Source organism: Ferrigenium straubiae, assembly GCF_051257895.1.
In the GTDB taxonomy this organism is placed as follows: domain Bacteria; phylum Pseudomonadota; class Gammaproteobacteria; order Burkholderiales; family Gallionellaceae; genus Gallionella; species Gallionella straubiae.
This window is the reverse complement of record NZ_CP194331.1, coordinates 1,906,765-1,930,174: the sequence shown is the minus strand read 5'-3', so window position 1 is coordinate 1,930,174 and position 23,410 is coordinate 1,906,765. Positions and strand designations below refer to the sequence as shown.

At 59.5% G+C, this 23,410-nt stretch carries 22 protein-coding genes and 1 pseudogene; 14 read left to right on the top strand and 9 right to left on the bottom strand.

Annotated elements, in window-relative coordinates; all coding sequences use genetic code 11:
• Positions 1–15: 15 nt before the first annotated feature.
• Genes rsmB through def form a run of 3 tightly spaced genes read right to left on the bottom strand, consistent with a single transcriptional unit; the run spans position 16 to position 2,726 of the window.
• On the bottom strand, positions 16–1,287 hold the full coding sequence (gene rsmB, locus ACRRNM_RS09350; protein ID WP_435627958.1) for a 16S rRNA (cytosine(967)-C(5))-methyltransferase RsmB: 1,272 nt from the start codon (positions 1,285–1,287) through the stop codon (positions 16–18).
• A complete protein-coding gene (fmt, locus tag ACRRNM_RS09345; RefSeq protein ID WP_435627957.1) occupies positions 1,288–2,211 on the bottom strand; it encodes a methionyl-tRNA formyltransferase in 924 nt (307 codons plus the stop codon).
• A gap of 11 nt (positions 2,212–2,222) precedes the next feature.
• Positions 2,223–2,726 (bottom strand): peptide deformylase, encoded by a 504-nt coding sequence (gene def, locus ACRRNM_RS09340; RefSeq protein ID WP_435627956.1) that lies wholly within the window; start codon positions 2,724–2,726, stop codon positions 2,223–2,225.
• 102 nt (positions 2,727–2,828) lie between these two features.
• Here def and ACRRNM_RS09335 point away from each other — a divergent pair, with 102 nt between their 5' ends.
• The 6 genes and pseudogenes from ACRRNM_RS09335 (at position 2,829) to ACRRNM_RS09310 (ending at position 8,652) form a co-directional block, all read left to right on the top strand.
• Positions 2,829–3,869: a LysM peptidoglycan-binding domain-containing protein gene (locus ACRRNM_RS09335; protein ID WP_435627955.1), complete on the top strand. Its 1,041-nt coding sequence runs from the start codon at positions 2,829–2,831 to the stop codon at positions 3,867–3,869.
• Positions 3,869–4,954 carry a DNA-processing protein DprA gene (gene dprA, locus ACRRNM_RS09330; protein WP_435627954.1) on the top strand — a complete coding sequence of 362 codons (1,086 nt, stop codon included), beginning with the start codon at positions 3,869–3,871 and terminating at the stop codon, positions 4,952–4,954. Before ACRRNM_RS09335 ends, dprA begins: the two co-directional genes overlap by 1 nt.
• Positions 4,955–4,975: 21 nt before the next feature.
• Positions 4,976–5,431: a DUF494 family protein gene (locus tag ACRRNM_RS09325; RefSeq protein WP_435627953.1), complete on the top strand. Its 456-nt coding sequence runs from the start codon at positions 4,976–4,978 to the stop codon at positions 5,429–5,431.
• A 13-nt stretch (positions 5,432–5,444) separates the two neighbouring features.
• Positions 5,445–8,066, top strand: coding sequence for a type I DNA topoisomerase (gene topA, locus ACRRNM_RS09320; protein WP_435627952.1), 2,622 nt, complete (start codon positions 5,445–5,447; stop codon positions 8,064–8,066).
• Positions 8,067–8,218: 152 nt separating this feature from the next.
• A pseudogene (locus ACRRNM_RS09315) lies at positions 8,219–8,425 on the top strand (transposase); the annotation flags it as partial.
• Positions 8,426–8,499: 74 nt separating this feature from the next.
• Complete coding sequence (locus tag ACRRNM_RS09310; RefSeq protein ID WP_435628696.1) at positions 8,500–8,652, top strand: hypothetical protein; 153 nt, start codon at positions 8,500–8,502, stop codon at positions 8,650–8,652.
• 47 nt (positions 8,653–8,699) lie between these two features.
• Here ACRRNM_RS09310 and ACRRNM_RS09305 read toward each other — a convergent pair whose 3' ends face one another.
• The 6 genes from ACRRNM_RS09305 to dnaA form a co-directional block, all read right to left on the bottom strand.
• Positions 8,700–9,101 carry a GNAT family N-acetyltransferase gene (locus ACRRNM_RS09305; protein WP_435627951.1) on the bottom strand — a complete coding sequence of 134 codons (402 nt, stop codon included), beginning with the start codon at positions 9,099–9,101 and terminating at the stop codon, positions 8,700–8,702.
• Positions 9,102–9,119: 18 nt separating this feature from the next.
• Positions 9,120–9,584, bottom strand: a complete 465-nt coding sequence (locus ACRRNM_RS09300; protein ID WP_435627950.1) for a hypothetical protein — start codon at positions 9,582–9,584, stop codon at positions 9,120–9,122.
• A gap of 41 nt (positions 9,585–9,625) precedes the next feature.
• Positions 9,626–10,804, bottom strand: coding sequence for a radical SAM protein (locus ACRRNM_RS09295; protein ID WP_435627949.1), 1,179 nt, complete (start codon positions 10,802–10,804; stop codon positions 9,626–9,628).
• Between the two features lie 74 nt (positions 10,805–10,878).
• Positions 10,879–13,308 (bottom strand): DNA topoisomerase (ATP-hydrolyzing) subunit B, encoded by a 2,430-nt coding sequence (gyrB, locus tag ACRRNM_RS09290; RefSeq protein WP_435627948.1) that lies wholly within the window; start codon positions 13,306–13,308, stop codon positions 10,879–10,881.
• Between the two features lie 34 nt (positions 13,309–13,342).
• Positions 13,343–14,449 (bottom strand): DNA polymerase III subunit beta, encoded by a 1,107-nt coding sequence (dnaN, locus tag ACRRNM_RS09285; RefSeq protein WP_435627947.1) that lies wholly within the window; start codon positions 14,447–14,449, stop codon positions 13,343–13,345.
• Between the two features lie 224 nt (positions 14,450–14,673).
• Positions 14,674–16,026 (bottom strand): chromosomal replication initiator protein DnaA, encoded by a 1,353-nt coding sequence (gene dnaA / locus ACRRNM_RS09280; protein ID WP_435627946.1) that lies wholly within the window; start codon positions 16,024–16,026, stop codon positions 14,674–14,676.
• A gap of 155 nt (positions 16,027–16,181) precedes the next feature.
• Here dnaA and rpmH point away from each other — a divergent pair, with 155 nt between their 5' ends.
• The 8 genes from rpmH to ACRRNM_RS09240 all read left to right on the top strand — a co-directional run bounded on the left by rpmH (position 16,182) and on the right by ACRRNM_RS09240 (position 23,401).
• Positions 16,182–16,316: a 50S ribosomal protein L34 gene (gene rpmH, locus ACRRNM_RS09275; protein ID WP_435627945.1), complete on the top strand. Its 135-nt coding sequence runs from the start codon at positions 16,182–16,184 to the stop codon at positions 16,314–16,316.
• Positions 16,255–16,668: a ribonuclease P protein component gene (gene rnpA, locus ACRRNM_RS09270; RefSeq protein WP_435627944.1), complete on the top strand. Its 414-nt coding sequence runs from the start codon at positions 16,255–16,257 to the stop codon at positions 16,666–16,668. The genes rpmH and rnpA overlap by 62 nt, the downstream gene beginning before the upstream one ends.
• On the top strand, positions 16,653–16,862 hold the full coding sequence (yidD, locus tag ACRRNM_RS09265; RefSeq protein ID WP_435627943.1) for a membrane protein insertion efficiency factor YidD: 210 nt from the start codon (positions 16,653–16,655) through the stop codon (positions 16,860–16,862). The genes rnpA and yidD overlap by 16 nt, the downstream gene beginning before the upstream one ends.
• 15 nt (positions 16,863–16,877) lie before the next feature.
• The gene (gene yidC, locus ACRRNM_RS09260; RefSeq protein ID WP_435627942.1) at positions 16,878–18,551 is read left to right on the top strand and encodes a membrane protein insertase YidC; all 1,674 of its coding nucleotides are present in this window, start codon (positions 16,878–16,880) and stop codon (positions 18,549–18,551) included.
• The gene (mnmE, locus tag ACRRNM_RS09255) at positions 18,520–19,872 is read left to right on the top strand and encodes a tRNA uridine-5-carboxymethylaminomethyl(34) synthesis GTPase MnmE (RefSeq protein WP_435627941.1); all 1,353 of its coding nucleotides are present in this window, start codon (positions 18,520–18,522) and stop codon (positions 19,870–19,872) included. The genes yidC and mnmE overlap by 32 nt, the downstream gene beginning before the upstream one ends.
• A gap of 198 nt (positions 19,873–20,070) precedes the next feature.
• Positions 20,071–21,969 carry a tRNA uridine-5-carboxymethylaminomethyl(34) synthesis enzyme MnmG gene (gene mnmG, locus ACRRNM_RS09250; RefSeq protein ID WP_435627940.1) on the top strand — a complete coding sequence of 633 codons (1,899 nt, stop codon included), beginning with the start codon at positions 20,071–20,073 and terminating at the stop codon, positions 21,967–21,969.
• Complete coding sequence (gene rsmG / locus ACRRNM_RS09245; RefSeq protein WP_435627939.1) at positions 21,966–22,622, top strand: 16S rRNA (guanine(527)-N(7))-methyltransferase RsmG; 657 nt, start codon at positions 21,966–21,968, stop codon at positions 22,620–22,622. The genes mnmG and rsmG overlap by 4 nt, the downstream gene beginning before the upstream one ends.
• Positions 22,619–23,401 carry a ParA family protein gene (locus tag ACRRNM_RS09240; RefSeq protein ID WP_435627938.1) on the top strand — a complete coding sequence of 261 codons (783 nt, stop codon included), beginning with the start codon at positions 22,619–22,621 and terminating at the stop codon, positions 23,399–23,401. The genes rsmG and ACRRNM_RS09240 overlap by 4 nt, the downstream gene beginning before the upstream one ends.
• The last annotated feature ends 9 nt before the right edge of the window (positions 23,402–23,410 follow it).

The following is a 23,410-nucleotide window of genomic DNA, read 5'->3' as shown; positions in this document are numbered from 1 at the left end:
AGCCATCCATGCGACCTAAATTTTTTGCAGCAATGCATAAAAGAATCCGTCGTGCTGGTCATTGGGCAACATCTGCCCGGTGCTGTTTTCCGGCAAGGCTACCGGCAAACGCCGTGCATCCGGCTGTTGCGCCAGGAACGACGCAATGACCTGTTCGTTTTCCTGCCGGAATACCGAGCAGGTGGCGTAGAGCAATTTACCATCTTGCGCCAGCAGCCGCCACAGCGCGCTCAGAATATCGAGTTGTTGCGCGGCAAACCCGGCAATATCTTCCGGCCGGCGCAGCCACTTGATGTCCGGGTGGCGGCGCACCACGCCGGATGCGGAGCAGGGCACATCGGCGAGGATGCGCTGGAAAGCCTTGCCGTCCCACCACTGATCCGGCGTGGCGGCATCGCCGCACACAAGCTGTGCAGACAAGCCGAGGCGCTGCAGGTTTTCCGCGACGCGGCGCAGGCGCTCCTCGTCCTTGTCCACCGCAACCATTTGCACCCCGGTGCTTTCAAGGATATGCGCCGTCTTGCCGCCGGGCGCGGCGCAGGCGTCCAGCACGCGCATTCCGTCCTGCGCATCCAGCAGGCGCGCTGCGTGCTGCGCACCCGCATCCTGCACCGAGACGAGGCCGTCGAAAAATCCCGGCAGCCTGTCGACCGGCAGCGGCTTGTCCAGCAGCAGCGCGCACGGCTCGATCAGGCGCGCGGCGATCTCCTGCTGTGCCAGCTGCGTGAGGTATTCCTGCACCGTGCCGCGGCGCCGGTTGACGCGCAGGGTCATCGGCGGATGCCGGTTGCCTTCATCGAGGATCGCCGCGCTGCGTTCGCCGTACTGCGTACTCAATTCGTCTATCCACCACTGCGGATGGCTGTAGCGCCCTTCGTCATCCCGTGCGGCCTGTTCCAGCAGGGCTGCCCGCTTGCGCAGGAAGTTGCGCAGGACCGCATTGACCAGACCTGCAACGCGCGGATTCAAGTCCTGCGCGGCACGCACCGCATGATCGACCACCGCGTGCTGCGCCGACTTGCCGTGCTGCAGCTGGTAGAGCGCCACCAGCAGCAGGCAGCGCACCCACTCATCCTCCAGCGGCTTGTGCAGCAGCAAACCCAGTACCGCGCGCAACCGGCCATAGAAACGCAGCGTGCCATAGCTCAGATCCTGCAAGGCGGCGCGCTGTGCGGGTACCCAGTCACGCTTGCCGCGCAGCGCCTCATCCAGCGCCTGGTTGAGGTTGCGGCCGCTGGCAAGCACCTGCCGGACGACCTGGCTGGCTGCGATTTGAACGTTCTGCATTTACAAAAAACTGTCGCTGGGCTTGACCGGTACGGCCTGCAGGAACTGTGCAGCCGGCTGCGCCTTGCCGCCGGGGCGCTGCAATACCTCCAGCCGCAGCGCATCCTTGCCGCAGGCCACCGTGATGCCGCGCTTGTCCACCGCCAGCACCTTGCCCGCCTCGCCTTGCGCGCCTTCCTGCAGCGCGGCCTGCCAGATTTTCACCGCCACCCCATTGAGGCTCGCATGGCATACCGGAAAGGGATTGAAGGCACGCACCGTGCGCTCGATCTGCCGCGCATCCTGCCGCCAGTCGATCTGCGCCTCGCTCTTGAGCAGCTTGGCGGCGTAGGTCGCCACCGCATCGTCCTGCCTGACCGGCGCGAGGCTGCCTTCCTGCAAGAGGCGCAGCGCATCGAGGATGCAGTCTGCACCCGTCGCCGCCAGTTTGTCGTGCAGCGTTGCCGCCGTATCGTCCGGCGCGATCGGGCAGGCGCGGCGCAACAGCATGTCGCCGGTGTCCAGCCCCTCGTCCATCTGCATGATGGTAATGCCGGTTTCATTGTCGCCCGCCTGGATCGCGCGTGGGATCGGCGCCGCACCGCGCCAGCGCGGCAGCAGCGACGCATGAATGTTGAGGCAGCCGCGGCGCGGCAGTTGCAGCACGGCCTTGGGCAGGATCAACCCATAGGCGGCCACGACCATCACGTCGGCATCGAGTGCGGCGATCTCGCGCTGCGCTTCTTCGGTCTTCAGGGTGGCGGGCTGCAACACCGGCAAACCGTGCTGCAGGGCGAGCTGTTTCACCGGACTGGCAACCAGCTGCATGCCGCGTCCGGCCGGGCGGTCCGGCTGGGTCAGCACCGCAACGATCCGGTGTTCCTTGAGCAGCGCGGCGAGCGCGCTGGCCGCAAACTGCGGCGTTCCGGCAAAGATGATTTTCACTGTGATTAGACCTACAGGGTTTCGCGCCGGTGCTTCTTCAGCTTGGCGCGGAGGCGGGTTTGTTTGAGTTGCGAGAGGTATTCGACGAACACCTTGCCGCGCAGGTGATCCACCTCGTGCTGGATGCAGACCGCCAGGAAGCCGTCCGCCTCCAGCGTGAACGGCTCGCCTTTTTCATCGAGAGCGCGCACCGTCACCTTTTCCGCGCGGCGCACCTTTTCATAGATGCCCGGCACCGACAGACAGCCTTCCTCGCTTTCCTCCTCGCCGCTACGGGCGAGGATTTCCGGATTGATGAACACCCGCAACTGGTCGTGCGTCTCGGAAACATCCACCACGATGATCTGCTCGTGCACGTCCACCTGCGTCGCCGCCAAGCCGACCCCGGGCGCGGCATACATGGTTTCCGCCATGTCCTGCGCCAGCTTGCGGGTGGCTGCATCGACCCGTTCTACCTTCCTGGCGACCTTGTGCAGCCGCTCGTCCGGATACTGCAGAATTTTCAGGATAGCCATGTGCGCTCCATAAATGCTTGCTAATTTATATGACTGGATGCAGAATTTAACGCAACGCGGCAACATTGCGTGCCTTTTACATTGATTCTGCCGGAGTTTTCCATGCGCAAGATTATATCGCTGATTTGCCTGTTGTTGCCCGTCATGGCCTTTGCCGCCCAGCCCGACACCCGCCCGGAACTCCGCAGCGACGCGCCCGACCGGCATGTAGTCGTCAAGGGTGACACCCTGTGGGACATCTCCGGAAAGTTCTTCAAGGATCCCTGGAGATGGCCTTACATCTGGGGCATGAACAAGGACAGCATCAAGGATCCGCACTGGATTTATCCGGGCGACATCATCCTCCTCGACCGCGCCACGGGCACCCTGCGCATCGGCCAGCCCGGCGAAACCGCGGCCCCGACCCCGAGCAATGTCGTGAAGCTTTCCCCGCGTGCGCACGAAGGCCGCAGCGACCACGATGCCATCCCGAGCATCCCCGCCAGCGCCATCGCGCCGTTCCTGAGCCAGCCCTTGGTCATTGAGGAAAGCGCCCTGAAGGATGCGCCCAGACTGGTCGGCGCGCGCGAAGGCCGTGTCATCCTCGGAGCTCACGATACCGGATTCGCCAAGGGCCTGACCCAGGACAAGGGCGACAAGTGGCAGATTTACCGCCCGGGCAAGACCTTCACCGACCCCGATACCGATGAAGTGCTGGGCATCGAGGCGATCTATCTGGGCAATGCCGAGGTGGCCAATTTTGCGGATGTCAGCACCGTTGTGATCACCCGCTCCGAGCAGGAAATCAATCCGGGCGACCGCTTGGTCGCACCTTCCGGCAGCGCCGTCAACACCTACCTGCCGCGCGCGCCGGGCGGCAACATTTCCGCGCGCGTCATCTCGGTATACGGCGGTGTCTCACAGGCCGGGCAGAATACCGTCATCACCCTGAGTAAGGGCAAGCGTGACGGCCTGGAAAGCGGCCATGTGCTCGCTCTGTACCACAAGGGTGAGGAAGTGAAGAACGAAGGCGAAAAATTCACCCTGCCGGACGAACGCTACGGCCTGGCGTTCGTGTTCCGCGTGTTCGACAAGGTCTCGTACGCGCTGGTGATGAATACCCGCCTGCCGGTGCAACTGCTGGATCGCGCCCAAACCCCCTGATGCCCTTAGACGCTTCGCTCAAGGCCTGGCTGGCGCTCAGCCTGACGCATGGCCTGGGCGGAGAAGGCGCGCGCCGCCTGCTGAAGGAGTTCGGTTCGCCCGAGGCGGTGTTCGCCGCCTCCACCGGCTCACTCAGAGCCTTCGTCAAGCCCGGAGTCGCCGCCGAGATCGGCAAAGACATCGATGAGGCCTCGCTCGCCGCCACCATCACCTGGCTGGAAGACGGCAGCAACCGCATCGTCACCCTCGCCGACGGCGAATACCCGCAAGCCCTGCTGAACACCTCCGACCCGCCGCTGCTGCTTTATGTGAAGGGACGGCTCGACCTGCTCAACCGTCCCGCACTGGCCGTGGTCGGCAGCCGCAACGCGACGCCGCAGGGCCTCAGCAACGCCGAGGCCTTCGCCAGATCACTGAGCAATGCCGGGCTATGCGTCATCAGCGGCATGGCGCACGGCATCGATGCCGCCGCGCATCGTGGCGCGTTGAGCTGCCAAGGGAACAATTGCGGCAGCAGCATCGCCGTGGTCGGCACCGGGCTCGACAAGGTCTATCCCGCCGCGAACCGCGACCTCGCACATGCGCTCGCCGGCCGGGGCGCGTTGGTCTCGGAATTCCCGCTTGGCACCCCTCCGCTAGCCGCCAACTTCCCGCGCCGCAACCGCATCATCAGCGGCATGAGCTCAGGCTGTCTGGTCGTGGAGGCGTCACTGCAGAGCGGCTCGCTGATCACCGCGCGGCTCGCGCTGGAGCAGGGCAGGGAAGTGTTCGCGATTCCCGGTTCGATCCATGCACCGCAGAGCAAGGGCTGCCATGCGCTGCTCAAGCAGGGCGCGAAGCTGGTCGAGACCGCGCAGGACATTCTCGAGGAACTGGGCGGCCTGCCCGCCCCACCCCTCCCCGCGACGCAGCAAGGCGCAGACTCCGCACTACTGGAACTAATCGGTTTCGATCCGGTCGATCTGGACACGCTTGGCGCGCGCTGCGGCTTGACGGTAAGCGAGCTATCCGCCATGCTGTTGACACTCGAGCTGGAAGGGCGCATCAGCGCGCTGCCCGGCGGACAGTACCAACGCATTAATTAAAATAAATATTTCGCGCAGACCATGTTTGAAATCCTGATGTACTTATTCGAAAGCTACTTCGACGCCGGGAGCTATCCGGAGCCGGACAAACTGTCGCGCAAACTTTCCGCCGCCGGCTTCGAGGGCGAGGAAATCAGCGAGGCGCTGACCTGGCTGTCCGACCTGCAGCAGCAGAACCCGGAAAATTACCCGGCCAGCCTCGAGCACGCCGGCCTGCGCCATTTTGCCGGACTGGAACTGCAGCGCATCGGCTTCGAGGCGCGCCAGTTCCTGATGTTCGCCGAGCAGCAGCACATGATCTCCGCCGTCGAACGCGAGATGATCATCGACCGCGCCGTCGCGCTGCAACGCGAGAACCTCGGGCTGGACCGGCTCAAGCTCATCATGCTGATGGTGCTGTGGAACCGCCATCAGGACCTCGACCCCTTGCTGGTCGAAGAGTTGCTCTCCCCGATGCACTCCACGCAACTGCATTAAACGAATATCGCGCATGGCAACCAACCTCCTGATCGTCGAATCCCCGGCCAAGGCCAAGACCCTCAAAAAATACCTGGGCAAGGATTTCGAAGTGCTCGCCTCGTACGGGCATGTGCGCGACCTCGTGCCCAAGACCGGCGCGGTCGACCCCGACAACAATTTCGCGATGCAGTACGAGACCATCGCGCGCAACAGCAAGCATGTCGACGCGATCGCGAAGGCTGCCGCCGAGGCCGACAATATCCTGCTAGCACCCGACCCTGACCGCGAAGGAGAGGCGATCGCCTGGCATATTTCCGAGTTGCTGAAGGGCAAGCGTGCGCTCAAGGGCAAGAAGATGCAGCGCGTGGTGTTCTACGAGATCACCCAGTCGGCGGTGCGCGAAGCGGTCGCTCACCCTCGAGAAATCTCGCTGCCGCTGGTGAATGCGCAGCAGGCTCGGCGCGCACTCGACTACCTGGTCGGCTTCAGCCTGTCGCCGCTGCTGTGGCGCAAAATCCGCCCCGGCCTGTCCGCGGGCCGCGTGCAGAGTCCGGCCTTGCGCCTGATCGTCGAGCGCGAACTTGAGATCGAGAAATTCAGGAGTCAGGAATACTGGACGGTGCACCTCGACAGCCAAAAGCTCGGTATCCCGTTCACCGCGAGGCTGTTCCAGTACCAGGGCAAGAAGCTCGAGCAGCTCTCCATCGGCAGCCAGGCCGAATACGACGCGATCCACGCCAAGCTTTCGGACGCCAAGCTGCCGCCCAAGGTGGCGCGCGTCGAGAAAAAAGCCAAGCAACGCTACGCCGCCGCGCCCTTCACCACCTCCACCCTGCAGCAGGAGGCGGTGCGCAAGCTCGGAATGTCTGCGGAGCGCACCATGCGCACCGCGCAGTCGCTGTACGAGGGCGTGGATATCGGCGGCCAGACCATCGGCCTCATCACCTACATGCGTACCGACTCGGTGAACCTCGCGAACGAGGCCGTCGCCGAGATCCGGGATTACATCAAGGACAACTTCGCCGCCGATTACCTGCCGGGCAAGCAGCCCGTCTACAAGAGCAAATCGAAAAACGCGCAGGAGGCACACGAGGCGATCCGCCCGACCTCGATTTTGCGCACGCCGGACAGCATCCGCGATCACCTCAGCGCCGACCAGGCGCGCCTCTACGAGATGGTGTGGAAGCGCACCCTCGCGTGCCAGATGGCGCCCGCGCGCTTCGACACCGTGAGCGTGGACATCCGCCTCGGCGGCGACACCACGCTATTCCGCGCCTCGGGCCAGACGCTGGTGTTCCCCGGCTTCATCGGCGTGTACATGGAGGACGTGGACGACGCCGAGGAGGAGGAGGGTGGCAAGCTGCCGCCGCTCGCCGAGGGCGACACGCTGCCGCTGGACAAGCTCTACGGTGAGCAGCACTTCACCCAGCCGCCGCCGCGCTACTCCGAGGCCAGCCTGGTCAAGTCGCTCGAAGAACACGGCATCGGCCGCCCCTCGACCTACGCGACCATCATTTCCACCCTGCAGGCGCGCGAATACGCCGTGCTCGACAAGAAGCGCTTCATGCCCACCGACGTCGGGCGCGTGGTCAACAAATTCCTCACCGAGCACTTCACGCGCTACGTCGATTACGGCTTCACCGCGCACCTCGAGGACGAGCTCGACGAAATCTCCGAGGGCAAGCGCGATTGGATCCCGGTGCTGGACGAGTTCTGGAAAGGCTTCAACAAGCTGCTCGCCGACAAGAAGGACGTCGAGCGCCCCGGCACCGAGGTGCTCGAGGAGGCCTGCCCGAAATGCGGCAAGCCCCTGTCCAAACGGCTCGGCAAGCGCGGCAGCTTCATCGGCTGCACCGGCTACCCCGAGTGCGACTACACGCGCAGCCTCGGCGGCGAGGAGGAAGCGGGCGAGGCCAGGCGAGAACTCGGCGCACATCCCGAAACGAAGCAGCCCGTGCTGCTGCTGCGTGGCCCCTACGGCCACTACGTGCAGCTAGGCGAGGTGGAGGAGGGCGCAAAGACCAAGCCGAAGCGCGTCTCCTGGCCCAGGGAGCTGCCGCTGGAGCAGGCCGGCCTCGATGCCGCGCTGAAGCTCTTGTCGCTGCCGCGCGAGCTCGGCGCGCACCCCGAGACCGGCAAGAAAGTCATCGTCAACATCGGCCGCTTCGGCCCCTACATCGGCCACGATGGCAAGTTCAAGTCCATCCCGAAAGCCGACAGCATCTTCGACATCGGGCTTGAGCGCGCCGTGGAACTGCTCGCGCAGGCCAGAACCGGTGGCGCGACCGTGCTGCGCACGCTCGGCGAGCACCCGGACGACAAGGCACCCATCGAAATCTGCAGCGGCCGCTACGGCCCTTACGCGCGCCACGGCAAGGTCAACGCGACCCTGCCCAAGGACATGTCGCCCGACGAGATCACGCTGGAACAGGCGCTGGAGATGATCGTGACCAAGGCCGCGAAGGGCGGGGCAGGGAAGGCGGCGAAAAAACCCGCCGCGAAGAAGGCGACTGCCGCCAAGGCCAAGGCGGCGGCCAAACCTAAGGCTGCTGCGAAGACGGGTTCAAAGACGGCCAAAAAGACTGTGGTTGCGAAGACCAAGACTGCAGCGGCCAAGCCTGCCGCGAAGAAAACTACCAAGAAAAATACGTAGGGCGTCAATAAGCGAAGCGCATTGCGCCGCATGAAAATTCCGCCATACCGCCGCCATGCCTGATTACCGTCGCGCCTGACATCCGGGCGGTACTTATTTTTTCACCGTTACCCTGGCTGCAACGGCGGGGCAACGACCTGCTGATCCGGCATGTGGATTTGCTGCGCGAGGCGGTGGCATCGGTGCGGCAACGGCACCCCTTCGCCATTCATGGCTGGGTGGTGTTGCCAGAGCACCTGCATTGCATCATCGAGCTCCCTCCCGATGACGCCGACTTCGCTACCCGATGGCGGTTAATCAAGATAGCGTTTTCCAAGGCGCTGCCTAAGACCGAACGGCGCTCTCAGATTCGCATGGCACGCAACGAACGGGGTATTTGGCAACGCCGTTACTGGGAACACTTGATCGCGATGAGGCGGATTTTCGTGCGCACATGGATTACGTCCATATCAACCCGCTCAAGCATGGCCTGGTCGAACGGCTGGCGGACTGGCCGCATTCGACTTTCCATCGTTTGGTGGAGCGGGGTGTTTACCCGCCGGATTGGGCGGGTGGCGATAAAAATATGCTCGGATACAAGGACTGACATCCGGCGCAATGCGCTACGCTTATTGACGCCCTACGCCTTACGCGCTATCGGGTGCGTTTGATGATGAACCCATTTTCAATTTTCTCAAACCCAACCTTGGGGTAATACGCCATAGCTTCAGGTACGGATAGCAGAACAAGCGCCACCTCTTCACCAATAGCAGAGCGAACGCGGGCAATAAGTTCACGCCCGATACCATGTTTTTGAAACGCCTTATCCACTGCGAGATCGGACAGGTAGCAACAATAGCTGAAATCAGTCAGAGCGCGGCATACTCCAACGAGTTTGCCTTCGTGCCAAGCGGAGAAAATCAGGTTTGCATTGGAAAACATACGCTCAATCCGCGCCAAATCGTTGGTGGGGCGGCGAATGCCGGACGCATCAAAAACCGCAGCTACATCAGTAGCGACAAGGGGAAAATTATGACGGTATTCAACCTCTGACATAAAAGCCTAACGTAGGTGCTAACTCCCCACCTTGATCTGCCAATCCTTGTGGCAGGCCACGCACTTTGCGAGCGCGCCGGAGGTCATCTTCAGCAGTTCCGGCGCGAGCTTGCCGCTCTCGCCGGCCCTGGCGATCTCGTCCATGTCGCCGTGCATACCCATCGCGAGCCTCTTGAAGTCGACCGGCAGCTTCACCATCAGCGCGGGGTTCACGTCCGCTGCGCCCGCCATGCCCGCGCTGCGCGCCGCCTTGACGATGCGCGGCACGTCGTTCTGGCTCGCGGCGTCCGCGATCTCCTGCGTTGCGGCGAGCAGACCGCGCATTTCCTTCATGACGAAGTCGCGCTCAGCGGACGACAACACGATCGCGGTCCTGCCATCCGTGCCCGCGGCGGTGTTGCCGCGCACGAAGAACCAGGCGAAGACGGCGACGGTGGCGGCCCAGAGCAGCAGGGCAATCAAGGCAAGCTTGCTTATTTTCATTTTGTTTCCCCAGTGATGTAAAAAGCCCGGCTGCTCATCAGTCAGGGCATGATTTCTACATATTCGTAAACCTCGCAGTCGCGCAGGGTCTTGCGCACGTCCAGCGGCGCCTTCGCGTACCAGGCATGCGGGTCGTGGCGGTCGATCTCGCGGCCGAGGAACCTCACCAGGTCGCAGATCGGGTCGACGACGTTGTCGCGGTAGCGCCGGTCGTTCTTCACGTAGGCGAGATAGAGGTTCTTCATACAGTTGCCGCGGCACCAGGGCTGCGCCTCGCAGCGGTCGCAGGGCATGTCGGGATGCGGCTGCAGCGGGCTGGGCTTGAGCCAGTTTTCGATCACGCTGCCCTGCAGCATCTCGGGCGCGTACATCATGTCGGGGCAGGGGAATATCTTGCCGTCCGGCATCACGTTGAGGATGTGCGTGGACACGCGGCACTGGGTCTTGCCGTGGTACAACTCGGTGGCGCGCGTCGGCAGCACCTTGTTACGCACGATGCCCATGATCGGGATGATCGGGTAGAGCCTGTCGGTCGAGGAGAAGAACTTGTCCACGAGCTGCGTGATCACCTTTTTCTTCTTCTCCATCGCCTCTGGGGTGTAAGTACCTTCTCCGGCAACGAACTGGAAGTACAGGTAATCGAAGGTGCTCGCGAGTTCATCCAGTTCCTCGAACGAGGTCTCCTCGCTGCTCCAGGTCACGCGCGCGGTGAAGGTTCCCTTCATCTTGTCGCGCACCTTCTGGGAGTTTTTGACCACCTGTCGGTACACGCCCTGGCCGCGGAAGCCGTCGGTGATCTTCTCGCCGCCATCGATGGAGATCAGGATATTGGAGAGGTTCGACAGGACGTGGTCCGGCAGGTTGTCGAGCAGCGTGCCGTTGGTCTGGAGCTGGAAGCGGAAGGTGGGGTAGCGCTCCATGATCTCCTCGATGAAGTCGAGGTTCAGGGTCGGCTCGCCGCCGTAGAAAGTGACATAGACTTCATGCTTCGATAGGTGTTTTTTGATGAAGGCGTCGAGCGTGTCGACGTCGTAGGATACCTTGCCCTGCGAGCCGACCATGTCGCCCACGCCGAGCGAGCAGTAGCTGCACTTCAGGTTGCAGGTCAGGGTGGTAAGCAGTTGCAGCTCCACGCGGTCGCCCACGATGGGTGATGTTTCGGGCGTGGTTTCAATCGGTTGCTGGGTGCGTTGCGGAAAGAATGTTACCGGTGTATTCATTATCTGTTTTGTATTGTATATTCAAAATATTAAAAGGCACGCCGGTAAAGGCGTGCCTCCAGCCTTGCGGCTCCTTACACGTCCAGGTTTTTCACGCCCAGCGCGTTTTTCTCGATGAACGCGCGGCGCGGCTCGACGATATCGCCCATCAGGGTGGTGAAAATTTCGTCGGCGGCGATCGCATCCTCGATGCGCACCCTGAGCAGGATGCGGTTGGTCACGTCCATGGTGGTTTCCCACAGCTGCTCCGGGTTCATCTCGCCCAGACCCTTGTAGCGCTGGATATTGACTCCGCGCTTGGCTTCCTCAAGCAGCCATTCGATGGCCTGCTTGAAACTGGTCACGGCGCGCTTCTGTTCGCCGCGGGCGATATACGCGCTGGGTTTAAGCAGACCATTCAGGATGTCCGCTGCCTGGCGAATCTGCACGTAGTCGCTGCCGTTGAGGAAATCACGGTCCATGTAGCTGAGCGAGTAGTTGCCGTGATACAGCTTTTCCAGGCGCAGGCGCGGTTCACCGGCTTCATCGTTTTCCACCGCAACCTTGATGTTGCCGCCGCAAGCCGCTTCGAGCAGCTGCGCGCTCTTCTGCGCCTGCTTGGCGTCGTCCAGCGACAACGTGGGTAGGGTCAGCAGGGCGTGGCTGGCTTCCGGCGCGGTGAAGCGCGACAGGCGGTCGATCACCGCCTCGGCGAGGAAGTACTGCTTGGCGATCTCTTCCAATGCTTCCGCCTGGATCGGCGCTGCATCGGCGGCCGGGTAGAGCACGGCGTTGTTGAGCGCGGACTTGAGCATGTAGATCTTCATCTCCTGGTCGTCCTTGAGGTAGCGCTCATCCTTGCCCTGCTTGATCTTGTACAACGGCGGCTGTGCGATGTAGATATGGCCGCGCTCGACCAGTTCTGGCATCTGCCGGTAGAAGAATGTAAGCAGCAGGGTGCGGATATGTGAGCCGTCCACGTCCGCATCGGTCATGATGATGATGCGGTGGTAGCGCAGCTTGTCGGCGTTGTATTCATCCTTGCCGATGCCAGTACCGAGCACGGTGATCAGGGTCGCGATTTCCTGCGACGCAATGAGCTTTTCGAAGCGCGCTTTCTCTACGTTGAGGATCTTGCCCTTGAGCGGCAGGATCGCCTGGAACTTGCGGTCGCGGCCCTGCTTGGCCGAGCCGCCTGCGGAATCACCCTCCACTAGGTACAACTCGGAGAGGGCGGGGTCCTTTTCCTGGCAGTCGGCCAGCTTGCCGGGCAGACCCATACCGTCCAGCACACCCTTGCGGCGCGTCAGCTCGCGCGCCTTGCGCGCCGCTTCTCGGGCGCGGGCCGCATCGATGATCTTGCTGCAGATGATCTTCGCGTCAATCGGGTTTTCCTGCAGGTAGTCGGCCAACTTCTGCGCCACGACTTCCTGCACGGCCGGTTGCACTTCGCTGGAGACCAGCTTATCCTTGGTCTGCGAGGAGAACTTCGGGTCAGGCACTTTGACCGATAGCACGCAGGTCAAGCCCTCGCGCATATCGTCTCCCGTGGTATCCACTTTGGCTTTTTTCGCCAGTTCGTTTTCCTCGATGTACTTATTGATAACGCGAGTCATCGCCATACGCAGGCCGGTCATGTGTGTACCGCCGTCGCGTTGCGGGATGTTGTTGGTGAAGCACTGCACAACTTCCGAGTAACTGTCGTTCCACTGCATGGCAACGTCGACGGTGATATTGTCTTTTTCGCCACAGGCCTGGAAGGTTTTGGGGTGCAACACGGACTTGCTTTTGTTCATATACTCGACGAAGCCGCGCACCCCACCGGAGTAGGCAAAGTTCTCGCTCTTGCCGGTGCGCTGGTCGATCAACTCGATCTTCACGCCGTTGTTGAGGAATGACAGTTCGCGCAGGCGCTTAGCGAGGATTTCGTAGTGGAACTCTACATTACCGAAGATTTCCTTGTCGGCGAGGAAGTGCACCTCGGTGCCGCGCTTCTTGGTTTCGCCCAGGTCGTGCACCGGGGAAACTTCGATGCCGTTCTGCACTTCGACCAGGCGATCCTTGACCGCGCCGCGGTTGAATTCCAGGCCGTATTTTCTGCCATCGCGGTAAATCACCAACTTGAGCCACTCCGACAGGCCGTTGACGCAACTCACGCCCACGCCATGCAGACCGCCCGATACCTTGTAGCTGTTCTGGTTGAACTTACCTCCGGCATGCAGCACGGTCATCACAATCTCGGCCGCCGAGCGCTTCGGCTCGAACTTATCGTCAAACTTAATGCCGACTGGGATGCCTCGGCCATTGTCCGCCACCGAGATCGAGTTGTCGCCATGAATAATGACCTTGATGTCGTCGCAATGGCCGGCTAGTGACTCATCGATAGCGTTGTCCACCACTTCAAACACCATATGGTGCAGGCCGGTGCCGTCGGATGTGTCGCCGATGTACATACCGGGACGTTTGCGCACTGCCTCCAGCCCTTCGAGTTGCTGGATGCTTGATTCGTCGTAATTATCGCTCATTGAGTTATTCTGCCTTTTGTTTCACGTGGAACATTTAAATACGCATCGGCATGACGACGTAGCGAAATTCCTGATTATCGGGAATAGTCATCAGAATGCTGCTATTGGGGTCGCCGAACGAAAAAGTAGCGGTGCCGCTGCTGATGTTGTTCAGCCCGTCCATCAGGTAGTTGACATTAAAACCGATATCCAGCGCCTCGCCGTGATAATCGGTTTCAATTTCTTCCTGAGCTTCTTCCTGTTCGCTGTTGCTGCTGATAATACTGAGATTCTTCTCGGTCAGCACAAAGCGTACTCCCCTGAATTTCTCGTTGGACAGGATTGCGGCACGCTGTAAAGCCTGCTGAATGACGATCCGCTCCATACTGAGATGATTGTCGTATTTCGGAATAACGCGCTCGTAATCGGGAAATTTTCCTTCGATTACCTTTGTTATCATGGTGATGCCAGAGAAAGTAGTTTTCACCTGCTGTTGGGAAAACTCCAGCTCGACGCTTTCATCGTTGTCCGACAGCAGTTTGGATAACTCCATGACCGCCTTGCGCGGAAGGATGATTTCCTGCTTCTCGTACTGCCCTTCGATGGAGCCCGCATTGTAGGCAAGCCGGTGTCCATCGGTAGCCACCGCCTTGAGCTTATTGCCGTCGACGATCAGCAATACGCCGTTAAGGTAATAGCGCACATCCTGTTGTGCCATTGCGTATTGAACGGAAAGCAGCAGGCTTTTCAGTTCCTTTTGCGGCAACACTATTTTTTTTGCGTTTTCCAGTTGGTTGCTCAACTTTGGAAAATCCTGCGATGGCAAGGTTTGCAGGCTAAAGCGGCTTTTATTGGTCTTGATCTGGGCCTTGTTTTCCTTGGTATCGATGGTGATCTTGCTTTGATCAGGGAGAACCCTGAGTATTTCCTGGAGTTTTTTCCCACCCACCGTAAAGGATGTAGTTTGACCAATGGATGCTTCCGTATCAATAGTCGTGGTGATCTGTATTTCCAGATCCGTCGTGGTGAAGCGCATCTTGCCGTCCTGATTTTCAATCAGCACATTCGACAGTATTGGCAGGGTCTGTTTTCGCTCTACGATGCCAATGACCACTTGCAGGGGTTTAAGTATGGTTTCTTTGTTTACTTCTTTAATAAACATAATATGAATCCTTAATAAGAGCTAATTAAGTGGCCTCAATAGTGTGGATAACTAAAAAACTTCTTCTTATACAGAAAATTATATAAAAACAAACTACATGGAACTACTGTGGGTAAATGACATGGCTAATGTGGATAATTTATCGGTACGCCGAAAAACATTAAGTTATCAACATTCGCTACACATTAATCCCATGGTTAACTACACATAATTCCTTACCCGTTTTATCCCCGTAAAGTTTGAAGCAGGATTTTGTAATCGGCGTCTATCGTAGTGTCCAAAGCTCGGAGATTTGTCATCATCTTGCACGCATGAATCACGGTCGAGTGATCTTTTCCACCAAAAGCATTACCAATTTCAGGCAGGCTCATGGAAGTTAATTCCCGGGCAAGCGACATGGCTGTTTGCCGTGGCCTGGTCAGGTTGCGAGTTCTTTTTTTCGAAAGCAGGTCGGCCATCTTGATATGGTAATAGTCGGCAACCGTTTTTTGTATATTATCGATGGAAATTTGCCGGCTTTGCGCAATCAGGATGTCTTTCAGGGCTTCTTTTGCTGTTTCAACGGAGATGGCGCGACGGTGAAATTTTGCATATGCTTCAACGCGCTTCAAGGCGCCCTCGAGTTCGCGAATATTCGAGTTGACATGTTTAGCAATGAAAAAAGCGACCGCCTCATCAAGTACATAACCGCCCAAGCCGGCTTTTTTCAACAGGATGGCAACGCGCATTTCCAGTTCCGGCGGTTCGATGGCCACAGTAAGCCCCCAACCGAAACGTGAAACGAGGCGGCTATCGAGCCCAGCAATTTCCTTTGGGAAGGTGTCGCTGGTCATGATGACCTGCTTGTGCGAATCGATGAGCGTATTGAAGGCGTAGAAAAATTCTTCCTGAGTTTTTGTTTTTCCGGCGAAAAACTGGATATCGTCGATCAGCAGAATGTCGAGGGAATGATAGTATTGTTTGAATTCCTCAAATTTATTAGATTGGTAAGCGCGCACTACGTCTGAGACGTACCGCTCGGCGTGCATATAGCAAATTTTTGCCTGCGGGTTATGAGCCTTGATTTGATTGCCTATCGCCTGGATCAAGTGGGTTTTACCCAACCCCACCCCACCGTAAATAAATAGAGGGTTGTAAGAGGCGCCCGGTAATTCAGCGACTTGCGTGGCGGCGGCAAAAGCGAGTTGGTTGGCTTTGCCGATCACAAAATTGTCAAAAGTCAGGTTGGGGTTGAGTTTCACATAATTGCGAAAGGAAGTCTCGACCTTCGGTTTGCCATCATTGACCGGTGCCGCTGCTTTCTGGGGGGCAGCTTCGCGTGGCGCGGCAGGTTCTGTTTCGAGGATACGGAACTCGAACGGCGGGATTCGCGAATAAGCCAAACCTGCCTGCCTGTTGATTTCGGGTAAGAATCGCTCCTGGACAAGTTTCAGGGTGAAGCTGTTTGGCGCGGTCAGCACCAGAGATCCGTTCTCGCTCTTGAGGACCAACGGCTTTATCCAGGAATTGTATTGTTGCGGCGGCAGGCTCTTTTCGAACGAGCGAAGACATGAATCCCAAAAAGAAATATCCTGCATGATTTAGTTGGAAGGAGAGACTCTGCGACAATGAAAGTTGCCGCATTCTACCGCGCAAGCGAAAACTTATCCACAGGCAAAAAAGTAAAATATACTTGACACTTACGCCCCAAGGCTTTGTAATAGCACGTTTTACGAACACCTAGGAAAAGAACATGAAACGCACATACCAACCGTCAGTCACCAAAAGGAAGCGCACCCATGGCTTTTTGTCGCGCATGAAAACGCGTGGAGGCCGCGCCGTTATTAATGCACGTCGCGCCAAGGGCCGTGCAAGACTCGCAGTCTGATCTATCGGCGAAATTTACCGCTGCGCATCGCTTGTTGCGCGAAAACGGTTTTGATCATGTTGTTCGCGCCGAAAACATATCCGACAGGCATTTCAAAATTTTTTTTGTGCACAACGGCAAGGAAAATGCCAGGCTCGGGATGATTGTTGGCAAAAAAACACTGGCCCGCGCAACCGACCGGAATCGCATGAAAAGAGTCATCAGGGAGGCGTTCCGCCAACATAGCGTTAAGCAGTACGGGCTGGATCTGGTGGTGATGTTGAGGCGCAATGACCCCCAAGAAGAGGGGGTGCAGGTTGGCAACTTGAAGATGCTGTTTAATCGGGTGGAAAGCAGATGCGCAGAATCATGATTAAGCTGATACACGGCTATCAATACCTGATCAGCCCGCTGAAACCGCCTACCTGCAGATTTACTCCCACCTGTTCCCATTACACCTGCGAAACACTGGCGAAATACGGTGTCATGAAAGGGGGGTGGCTCGGCATTAAGAGATTGCTGCGCTGCAATCCCTGGAACCCCGGCGGATACGACCCCGCACCCTAAACATCAGGCCCGATCATGGATTTTCAAAGACTCTTCTTGTTTCTAATTTTTGCGTTTTCGCTGGGATTGGTCTGGGATGGCTGGCAGCGCCACCAGCACCCAGAGCGGTATGTTCAGCAAGAGGCGGCGGCAAACGAGGTGCAGCCGAAATCTCAGGCAACACCCCCAGCGGCATCCATTCCTGCCGCCTCGTCCCAGACCGGGTCGGCGCAGGCTCCTGTTGCCCAGCAGCCCCTCCAGCAAGTGGCTGGAAAGATAATTCACGTCAAGACCGATGTTCTTGAAGCAGAAATCAGCACCATCGGCGGGGATATCAGCCGTCTGGCGCTGCTGGAACACCCCGACGGGCAGGATAAGAGCAAACCGCTGGTGCTTTTCCATCGTGGTGCCGGCACCCACAATTATGCCGCACAAAGCGGCCTGCTCGGTGCGGGGTTGCCCAATCACAACAGCCTGTTTGTTCCGGAACAGGATCAATACACGCTTTCCGGGAATGCCGAACAGGTACAGGTGCGCCTGAAAGCGGAGGGTGATGCCGCGCTGAAGGCAACCAAGGTAATTACCTTCCATAAGGGGAGCTACCTGGTCGATGTCGCCTATGAGTTGGAAAACACCGGGCAGCAGGCAGTAGCGGCAAGCAGCTACTATCAGTTGATTCGTGATAGCGCCGCGCTGGCCGGAAGTTCGATGTTTTTGCCCACTTATATCGGTGCTGCGGTCTACACCGACAGTGAAAAATTCCAGAAGGTGGCATTTCCCGATATGGAAAAGAGCAAGACGGACTATCCCAAGCAAGCCGATAACGGCTGGATCGGGATGTTGCAGCAGTATTTCGTTGCGGCATGGCTGCCCAAGGAAAAAACCAATCGCGAGTATTTTACGCGTAAACTGGACGGCGATCTGTATTCAGTGGGGGTTCTCCTGCCGGAGCAGGTGGTCAATCCTGGCCAGAAAGCGCTGATGGGCACCACCCTCTATGCCGGCCCTGCCCAATCCAACCTAGATAAGATCTCTCCCGGGCTGGGATTGACGGTGGATTACGGCTGGCTGACCGTTCTTTCCGCCCCGCTATTCTGGGTCATGGAGTTGTTCCATCAATGGACGCATAACTGGGGTATCGCCATCATTCTGCTGACCGTGCTGATCAAGCTGCTGTTTTTCCCGCTGTCTGCGGCGAGCTACCGCTCCATGGCCAAGATGCGCGTGGTCGCACCCAAGCTGGAAAAGATCAAACAGCAATGCGGCAGCGACCGGGAGAAGCTGAATCGCGCCATGATGGACTTGTACAAAACGGAGAAAATCAATCCACTGGGCGGGTGTCTGCCGGTGCTGGTGCAAATCCCGGTATTTATCGCCCTGTACTGGGCCATTCTGGCTAGCGTCGAGTTGCGTTATGCGCCGTTCTTCGGCTGGATTACCGACCTGTCGGCGGCGGACCCGTATTACATCCTGCCGATCATCATGGGCGCCAGCATGATTATCCAGATGCGCCTCAATCCAAAGCCGACCGACCCCATGCAGGCCAGGATCATGCAGATCATGCCGATTGCTTTCAGCGCGATTTTCTTCATTTTCCCCGCCGGACTGGTGTTGTACTCCATCGTGAACAACATCCTTTCCATCGGCCAGCAGTGGTATATCACCCGGGCTGCCGAGGATGCGAGCAAAGCCGCCGCAGCCAAACGCTGATACCATCGCCGCCATTGCCACCGCGCAAGGACGAGGCGGCATCGGGGTGGTGAGGATATCCGGACCGCAACTCAAAACGCTGGCGCGTGGCATCTTGGGCAAGTTGCCCGCCGCGCGGCATGCTACCTACGGCGAATTCCTCGATGAAAACGGCGACCCCCTGGATCAGGGGGTCGCCCTATTTTTTCCAGCCCCGCGTTCCTATACTGGCGAGGATGTGCTCGAACTGCAGGGGCACGGCGGCTCCGCCGTCCTGCAACTGCTGCTGCAGCGCTGCCTCGCTCTGGGCGCGCGGCTCGCGCAGCCCGGCGAATTCACGCAGCGCGCCTTTCTGAACGACAAACTTGACTTGGCTCAGGCGGAAAGCGTCGCCGACCTGATTGAGGCCAACACCGCCGAGGCTGCGCGCAGCGCGATGCGCTCCCTGCACGGGGAATTTTCCGCTGCTATCCGTCACATGGTCGACGAGTTGATCCACCTGCGCATGCTGGTGGAGGCGATGCTGGACTTTCCGGAAGAGGAGGTGGATGCCGTCGACCTGGAGCGCCGCAATGCTCTGTTGAACAGTATTCGAGCCAGTCTGCAGCATACGCTGGGCACCGCAAAACAGGGCAGCCTCCTGCGCGAGGGTGCGCATGTGGTCATTGCTGGGCAGCCGAACGTCGGCAAATCCAGCCTGCTGAACCGCTTGGCCGGCGAGGAAATTGCACTGGTCAGCGACATACCAGGCACCACCCGTGACGTAATCCGTCAGGCGATCCAGATCCGCGGGGTGCCACTACACATCATGGACACGGCGGGGTTGCGCAAATCGGAGGACGCGGTGGAGAGCATGGGCATCGCGCGCGCGCACCAGACCATGCACCGCGCCGACCTGATCCTGCTGTTGCTGGATGCGAGCAAGGGGCTGACGGCGCAGGACGAGGCGATCCTTGCAAGTTTGCCGACGGATATTCCGCGGCTACTCGTGTTCAACAAGGCAGACCTTCTGGACGGGAGCGCTACTGTAGCTACCGGCGTGCCGTTTGCCCTTGTGTCTGCCAAAACCGGTGCGGGAATGGAGGAGTTGCGCGGCAAGTTGCTGGAAGCAGCAGGCTGGCGCGAGCAGGAAAGCGGCGCATTCATGGCGCGGGAGCGGCACCTGCGCGCCTTGGCGCTGGCTCAGACCCACTTGGAACAGGCGCAAGCGGTGCTGGCGAGTGCAGAACTGTTTGCCGAAGAGTTGCGTCTGGCGCAGTACGCGCTGAACGAAATTACCGGGGAATTTACCTCCGACGACCTGCTTGGCGAGATATTCAGCCGCTTCTGTATCGGAAAATAGCTCCAACTGTTTCACGTGAAACAATGCGGTTAACGTGAAACTCGCGCAGCGATTTGTTTGCTCCCTCGCCCGCTTGCGGGAGAGGGTTGGGGAGAAGGGCGGGCATGATGAATTCTATTTTGATGGATTTCCGTCATGACCGTTGGGTTTCCTGATGCGCTGTTGTATGATGCGCGTCCTTTTTGAGGCGGTTGCTGCATGAATTTTCCCGATATGTTCGATGTGGTCGTAGTGGGCGGTGGGCACGCCGGCACGGAGGCCGCCCTGGCCAGTGCGCGCGCGGGTTGCAAAACCCTGTTGCTCAGCCACAACATCGAGACGCTCGGGCAGATGTCGTGCAACCCATCTATCGGCGGGATCGGCAAGGGGCACCTAGTCAAGGAGGTGGATGCGCTCGGCGGTGCGATGGCGGCAGCCACCGACGAGAGCGGCATCCAGTTCCGCATCCTGAATTCCAGCAAGGGGCCCGCAGTGCGTGCGACGCGCGCGCAGGCCGACCGCATCCTTTACAGGCAGGCAATCCGCACGAGGCTGGAGAACCAGCCTAACCTGTGGCTGTTCCAGCAGGCGGTGGACGATCTGCTGGTTGATCGGGACAGGGTATGCGGGGTGGTCACGCAACTGGGTCTGCGTTTCAGCGCAAAAACCGTAGTGCTCACGGCGGGCACCTTCCTGTCCGGCCTGATACATGTCGGGCAGGCTCATTATCCGGCAGGCCGTGCGGGCGACCCCCCCTCCATCAGCCTCGCACACCGCCTGCGCGAGTTGGATCTGCCGGTGGGGCGGCTGAAGACCGGCACTCCGCCGCGCATCGACGGGCGCAGCATAAATTATTCGGTGATGCAGGAGCAGCCGGGTGACGATCCCGTGCCGGTGTTCTCGTTCTTGGGCAATGCCGCGCAGCATCCGCGGCAGCTGCCCTGCTGGATCACCGAGACAAACCCAAGCACCCATGACATCATCCGCGGCGGGCTGGACCGCTCGCCGCTCTTCACCGGCGTGATCGAGGGGATCGGGCCACGTTACTGCCCGTCGATCGAGGACAAGATCACGCGCTTTGCCGGCAAGGACTCGCACCAGATTTTTCTCGAGCCGGAAGGGCTGACCACCCACGAGGTTTATCCCAACGGCATATCCACCAGCCTGCCGTTCGATGTGCAACTGGCTCTGGTGCGCTCTATCAAGGGGTTGGAAAACGCGCATATCTTGCGTCCCGGCTACGCGATCGAATACGATTATTTCGACCCACGCGGGCTGAAAAGCTCACTGGAAACCAAGGCGATTCATGGGCTGTTCTTCGCCGGGCAGATCAACGGCACGACCGGCTACGAGGAGGCGGCGGCACAGGGTCTGCTGGCCGGGCTGAATGCGGCGCTGCAGGTCACTGGGCGCGAAGCCTGGTGTCCGCGCCGCGACGAGGCCTATTTGGGCGTGATGGTGGACGACCTGATCACGCGCGGCGCTTCCGAGCCGTATCGCATGTTCACCAGCCGCGCGGAGTACCGCCTGCAGTTACGCGAGGACAATGCGGATCTGCGGCTGACGGAGATCGGGCGCAAACTTGGCATTGTGGACGATGTGCGCTGGCACGCATTCGAGCAGAAGCGTGAGGCCATCGCGCGCGAACAGGAGCGGTTGCGCAACACCTGGGTGAATCCGCGCAACCTGCCCGAAGAGGACGCGATGCGCGTGCTAGGCAAGCCGATCGAGCGTGAGTACTCGCTGCATGAGTTGCTGCGCCGTCCGGATGTGGACTATGCCAGCCTGCTGACCCTGCCTGGTGCGGGGGTTGTGGTGAGTGACGAAAAAGTCGCCGAGCAGGTGGAAACCCAGGCGAAATACCACGGCTATATCGAGCGGCAGCGCGACGAGATCGGGCGCAACGAGCAATACGAGACGCTTGGGCTGCCGGAAAATCTCGATTACCGCAAGGTGCGTGGCCTGTCCATCGAGGTACAGCAGAAGCTCAACCAGCATAGACCCGAGACCGTCGGGCAGGCGGCGCGCATTTCCGGGATTACCCCTGCGGCGATTTCCTTATTGTTGGTGCATATCAAGCGCGGGTTCCACGATGACCGGCAGCAGAAGCGCGCATGAGTCCTTCAGAGGAGTTGCAGCGTGGCATTGCGGAGTTGGGGATTGCGCTGGACGCGGAGGCGCAGCGCAAGCTGCTGGACTACTTGGCGTTGCTGCACAAATGGAACAGGGTCTATAACCTGACCGCAATCCGTGATCAACAGCAGATGGTGAGCCATCACTTGCTCGACAGCCTCGCGGCTATGCCGCATCTGTGGGCAGGGCGGTGGCTGGATGTGGGGTGCGGCGCGGGCCTGCCGGGGCTGGTACTGGCGGTCGCACAGCCGGACTGGCAGTTCGCCCTGCTGGACAGCAACAGCAAGAAAACCGGCTTCGTGCAACAGGCAGTCATCGAACTGGACTTGAGAAACGTGAGCGTTCACTGCGAGCGTGTGGAAGAGTGGCAAACAGCGGAGCGTTTCGACGGGATCATCTCGCGGGCGTTCAGCGATCTGGGTCAATTCCTGCGCAGCACCCGCCATCTGATGGCGCAGCACGGGCGTTGGGCTGCGATGAAGGGTGCGCCGCAACGGGAATTGGCGGGTGTTCCGGAAGGATGCCTGGTGGAACGCGTGATACCGCTGCAGGTGCCGGGGCTGGATGCGGCGCGCAGCCTGGTAATTGCAATATGCCCAGCGACTAAGCACCATGAAAAGGGGAGCGAAGCAACATGAAGAAAATACTGGCAATAACCAACCAGAAGGGTGGGGTAGGGAAGACCACCACCACCGTAAATCTGGCGGCCAGCCTCGCGGCGGCCCAGCAGCGAGTGCTGCTGATCGACCTCGATCCGCAGGGCAACGCCACCATGGGCAGCGGCATCGACAAGCGTGATTTGCAGGTCAGCGTCTACGATGTGCTGCTAGGAGGCAAGACGGTAGCCGAATCGCGGATACACTCGGAAGCCGGAAAATACGACCTGCTGCCCGCCAACCGTGAACTGGCGGGCGCGGAAGTCGAGTTAGTCGGTCTGGCACATCGCGAAACGCGCCTGCGCGATGCCTTGCAGGGTGTCGCGGCAGATTATGACTACGTGCTGATCGATTGCCCGCCCGCGCTGAATCTACTGACTCTGAACGGCCTGTGCGCGGCGAGGTCGGTGATGATTCCAATGCAGTGCGAATATTACGCGCTGGAAGGGCTGAGCGACCTGGTGAATACTATTCGCAAGGTGCGCGCCAACCTGAATCCGGACTTAGAAATCGAAGGGTTGCTGCGTACCATGTTCGACCCGCGCAATGCCCTTGCACAGCAGGTTTCGGATCAATTGCAGGAGCACTTCGGCAGCAAGGTTTACCGCACCGTGATCCCGCGCAATGTGCGGTTGGCAGAGGCGCCCAGCTTTGGTGTACCGGTGCTGTATCACGACAAGTTATCCAAGGGAACACAGGCCTATCTGGCGCTGGCCGGGGAATTATTGAACAACGCAGCGCAATCGGCTGCATCAGCATAAGGGAAGCAA

Excerpts from the sequence above, each read along its gene's own strand:
- rsmB (WP_435627958.1), bottom strand. The coding sequence starts at position 1,287 with ATGCAGAACGTTCAAATCGCAGCCAGCCAGGTCGTCCGGCAGGTGCTT.
- def (WP_435627956.1), bottom strand. The coding sequence starts at position 2,726 with ATGGCTATCCTGAAAATTCTGCAGTATCCGGACGAGCGGCTGCACAAG.
- ACRRNM_RS09335 (WP_435627955.1), top strand. The coding sequence starts at position 2,829 with ATGCGCAAGATTATATCGCTGATTTGCCTGTTGTTGCCCGTCATGGCC.
- dprA (WP_435627954.1), top strand. The coding sequence starts at position 3,869 with ATGCCCTTAGACGCTTCGCTCAAGGCCTGGCTGGCGCTCAGCCTGACG.
- ACRRNM_RS09325 (WP_435627953.1), top strand. The coding sequence starts at position 4,976 with ATGTTTGAAATCCTGATGTACTTATTCGAAAGCTACTTCGACGCCGGG.
- topA (WP_435627952.1), top strand. The coding sequence starts at position 5,445 with ATGGCAACCAACCTCCTGATCGTCGAATCCCCGGCCAAGGCCAAGACC.
- ACRRNM_RS09310 (WP_435628696.1), top strand. The coding sequence starts at position 8,500 with ATGGATTACGTCCATATCAACCCGCTCAAGCATGGCCTGGTCGAACGG.
- ACRRNM_RS09305 (WP_435627951.1), bottom strand. The coding sequence starts at position 9,101 with ATGTCAGAGGTTGAATACCGTCATAATTTTCCCCTTGTCGCTACTGAT.
- ACRRNM_RS09300 (WP_435627950.1), bottom strand. The coding sequence starts at position 9,584 with ATGAAAATAAGCAAGCTTGCCTTGATTGCCCTGCTGCTCTGGGCCGCC.
- ACRRNM_RS09295 (WP_435627949.1), bottom strand. The coding sequence starts at position 10,804 with ATGAATACACCGGTAACATTCTTTCCGCAACGCACCCAGCAACCGATT.
- gyrB (WP_435627948.1), bottom strand. The coding sequence starts at position 13,308 with ATGAGCGATAATTACGACGAATCAAGCATCCAGCAACTCGAAGGGCTG.
- dnaN (WP_435627947.1), bottom strand. The coding sequence starts at position 14,449 with ATGTTTATTAAAGAAGTAAACAAAGAAACCATACTTAAACCCCTGCAA.
- dnaA (WP_435627946.1), bottom strand. The coding sequence starts at position 16,026 with ATGCAGGATATTTCTTTTTGGGATTCATGTCTTCGCTCGTTCGAAAAG.
- rpmH (WP_435627945.1), top strand. The coding sequence starts at position 16,182 with ATGAAACGCACATACCAACCGTCAGTCACCAAAAGGAAGCGCACCCAT.
- yidD (WP_435627943.1), top strand. The coding sequence starts at position 16,653 with ATGCGCAGAATCATGATTAAGCTGATACACGGCTATCAATACCTGATC.
- yidC (WP_435627942.1), top strand. The coding sequence starts at position 16,878 with ATGGATTTTCAAAGACTCTTCTTGTTTCTAATTTTTGCGTTTTCGCTG.
- mnmE (WP_435627941.1), top strand. The coding sequence starts at position 18,520 with ATGCGAGCAAAGCCGCCGCAGCCAAACGCTGATACCATCGCCGCCATT.
- mnmG (WP_435627940.1), top strand. The coding sequence starts at position 20,071 with ATGAATTTTCCCGATATGTTCGATGTGGTCGTAGTGGGCGGTGGGCAC.
- rsmG (WP_435627939.1), top strand. The coding sequence starts at position 21,966 with ATGAGTCCTTCAGAGGAGTTGCAGCGTGGCATTGCGGAGTTGGGGATT.
- ACRRNM_RS09240 (WP_435627938.1), top strand. The coding sequence starts at position 22,619 with ATGAAGAAAATACTGGCAATAACCAACCAGAAGGGTGGGGTAGGGAAG.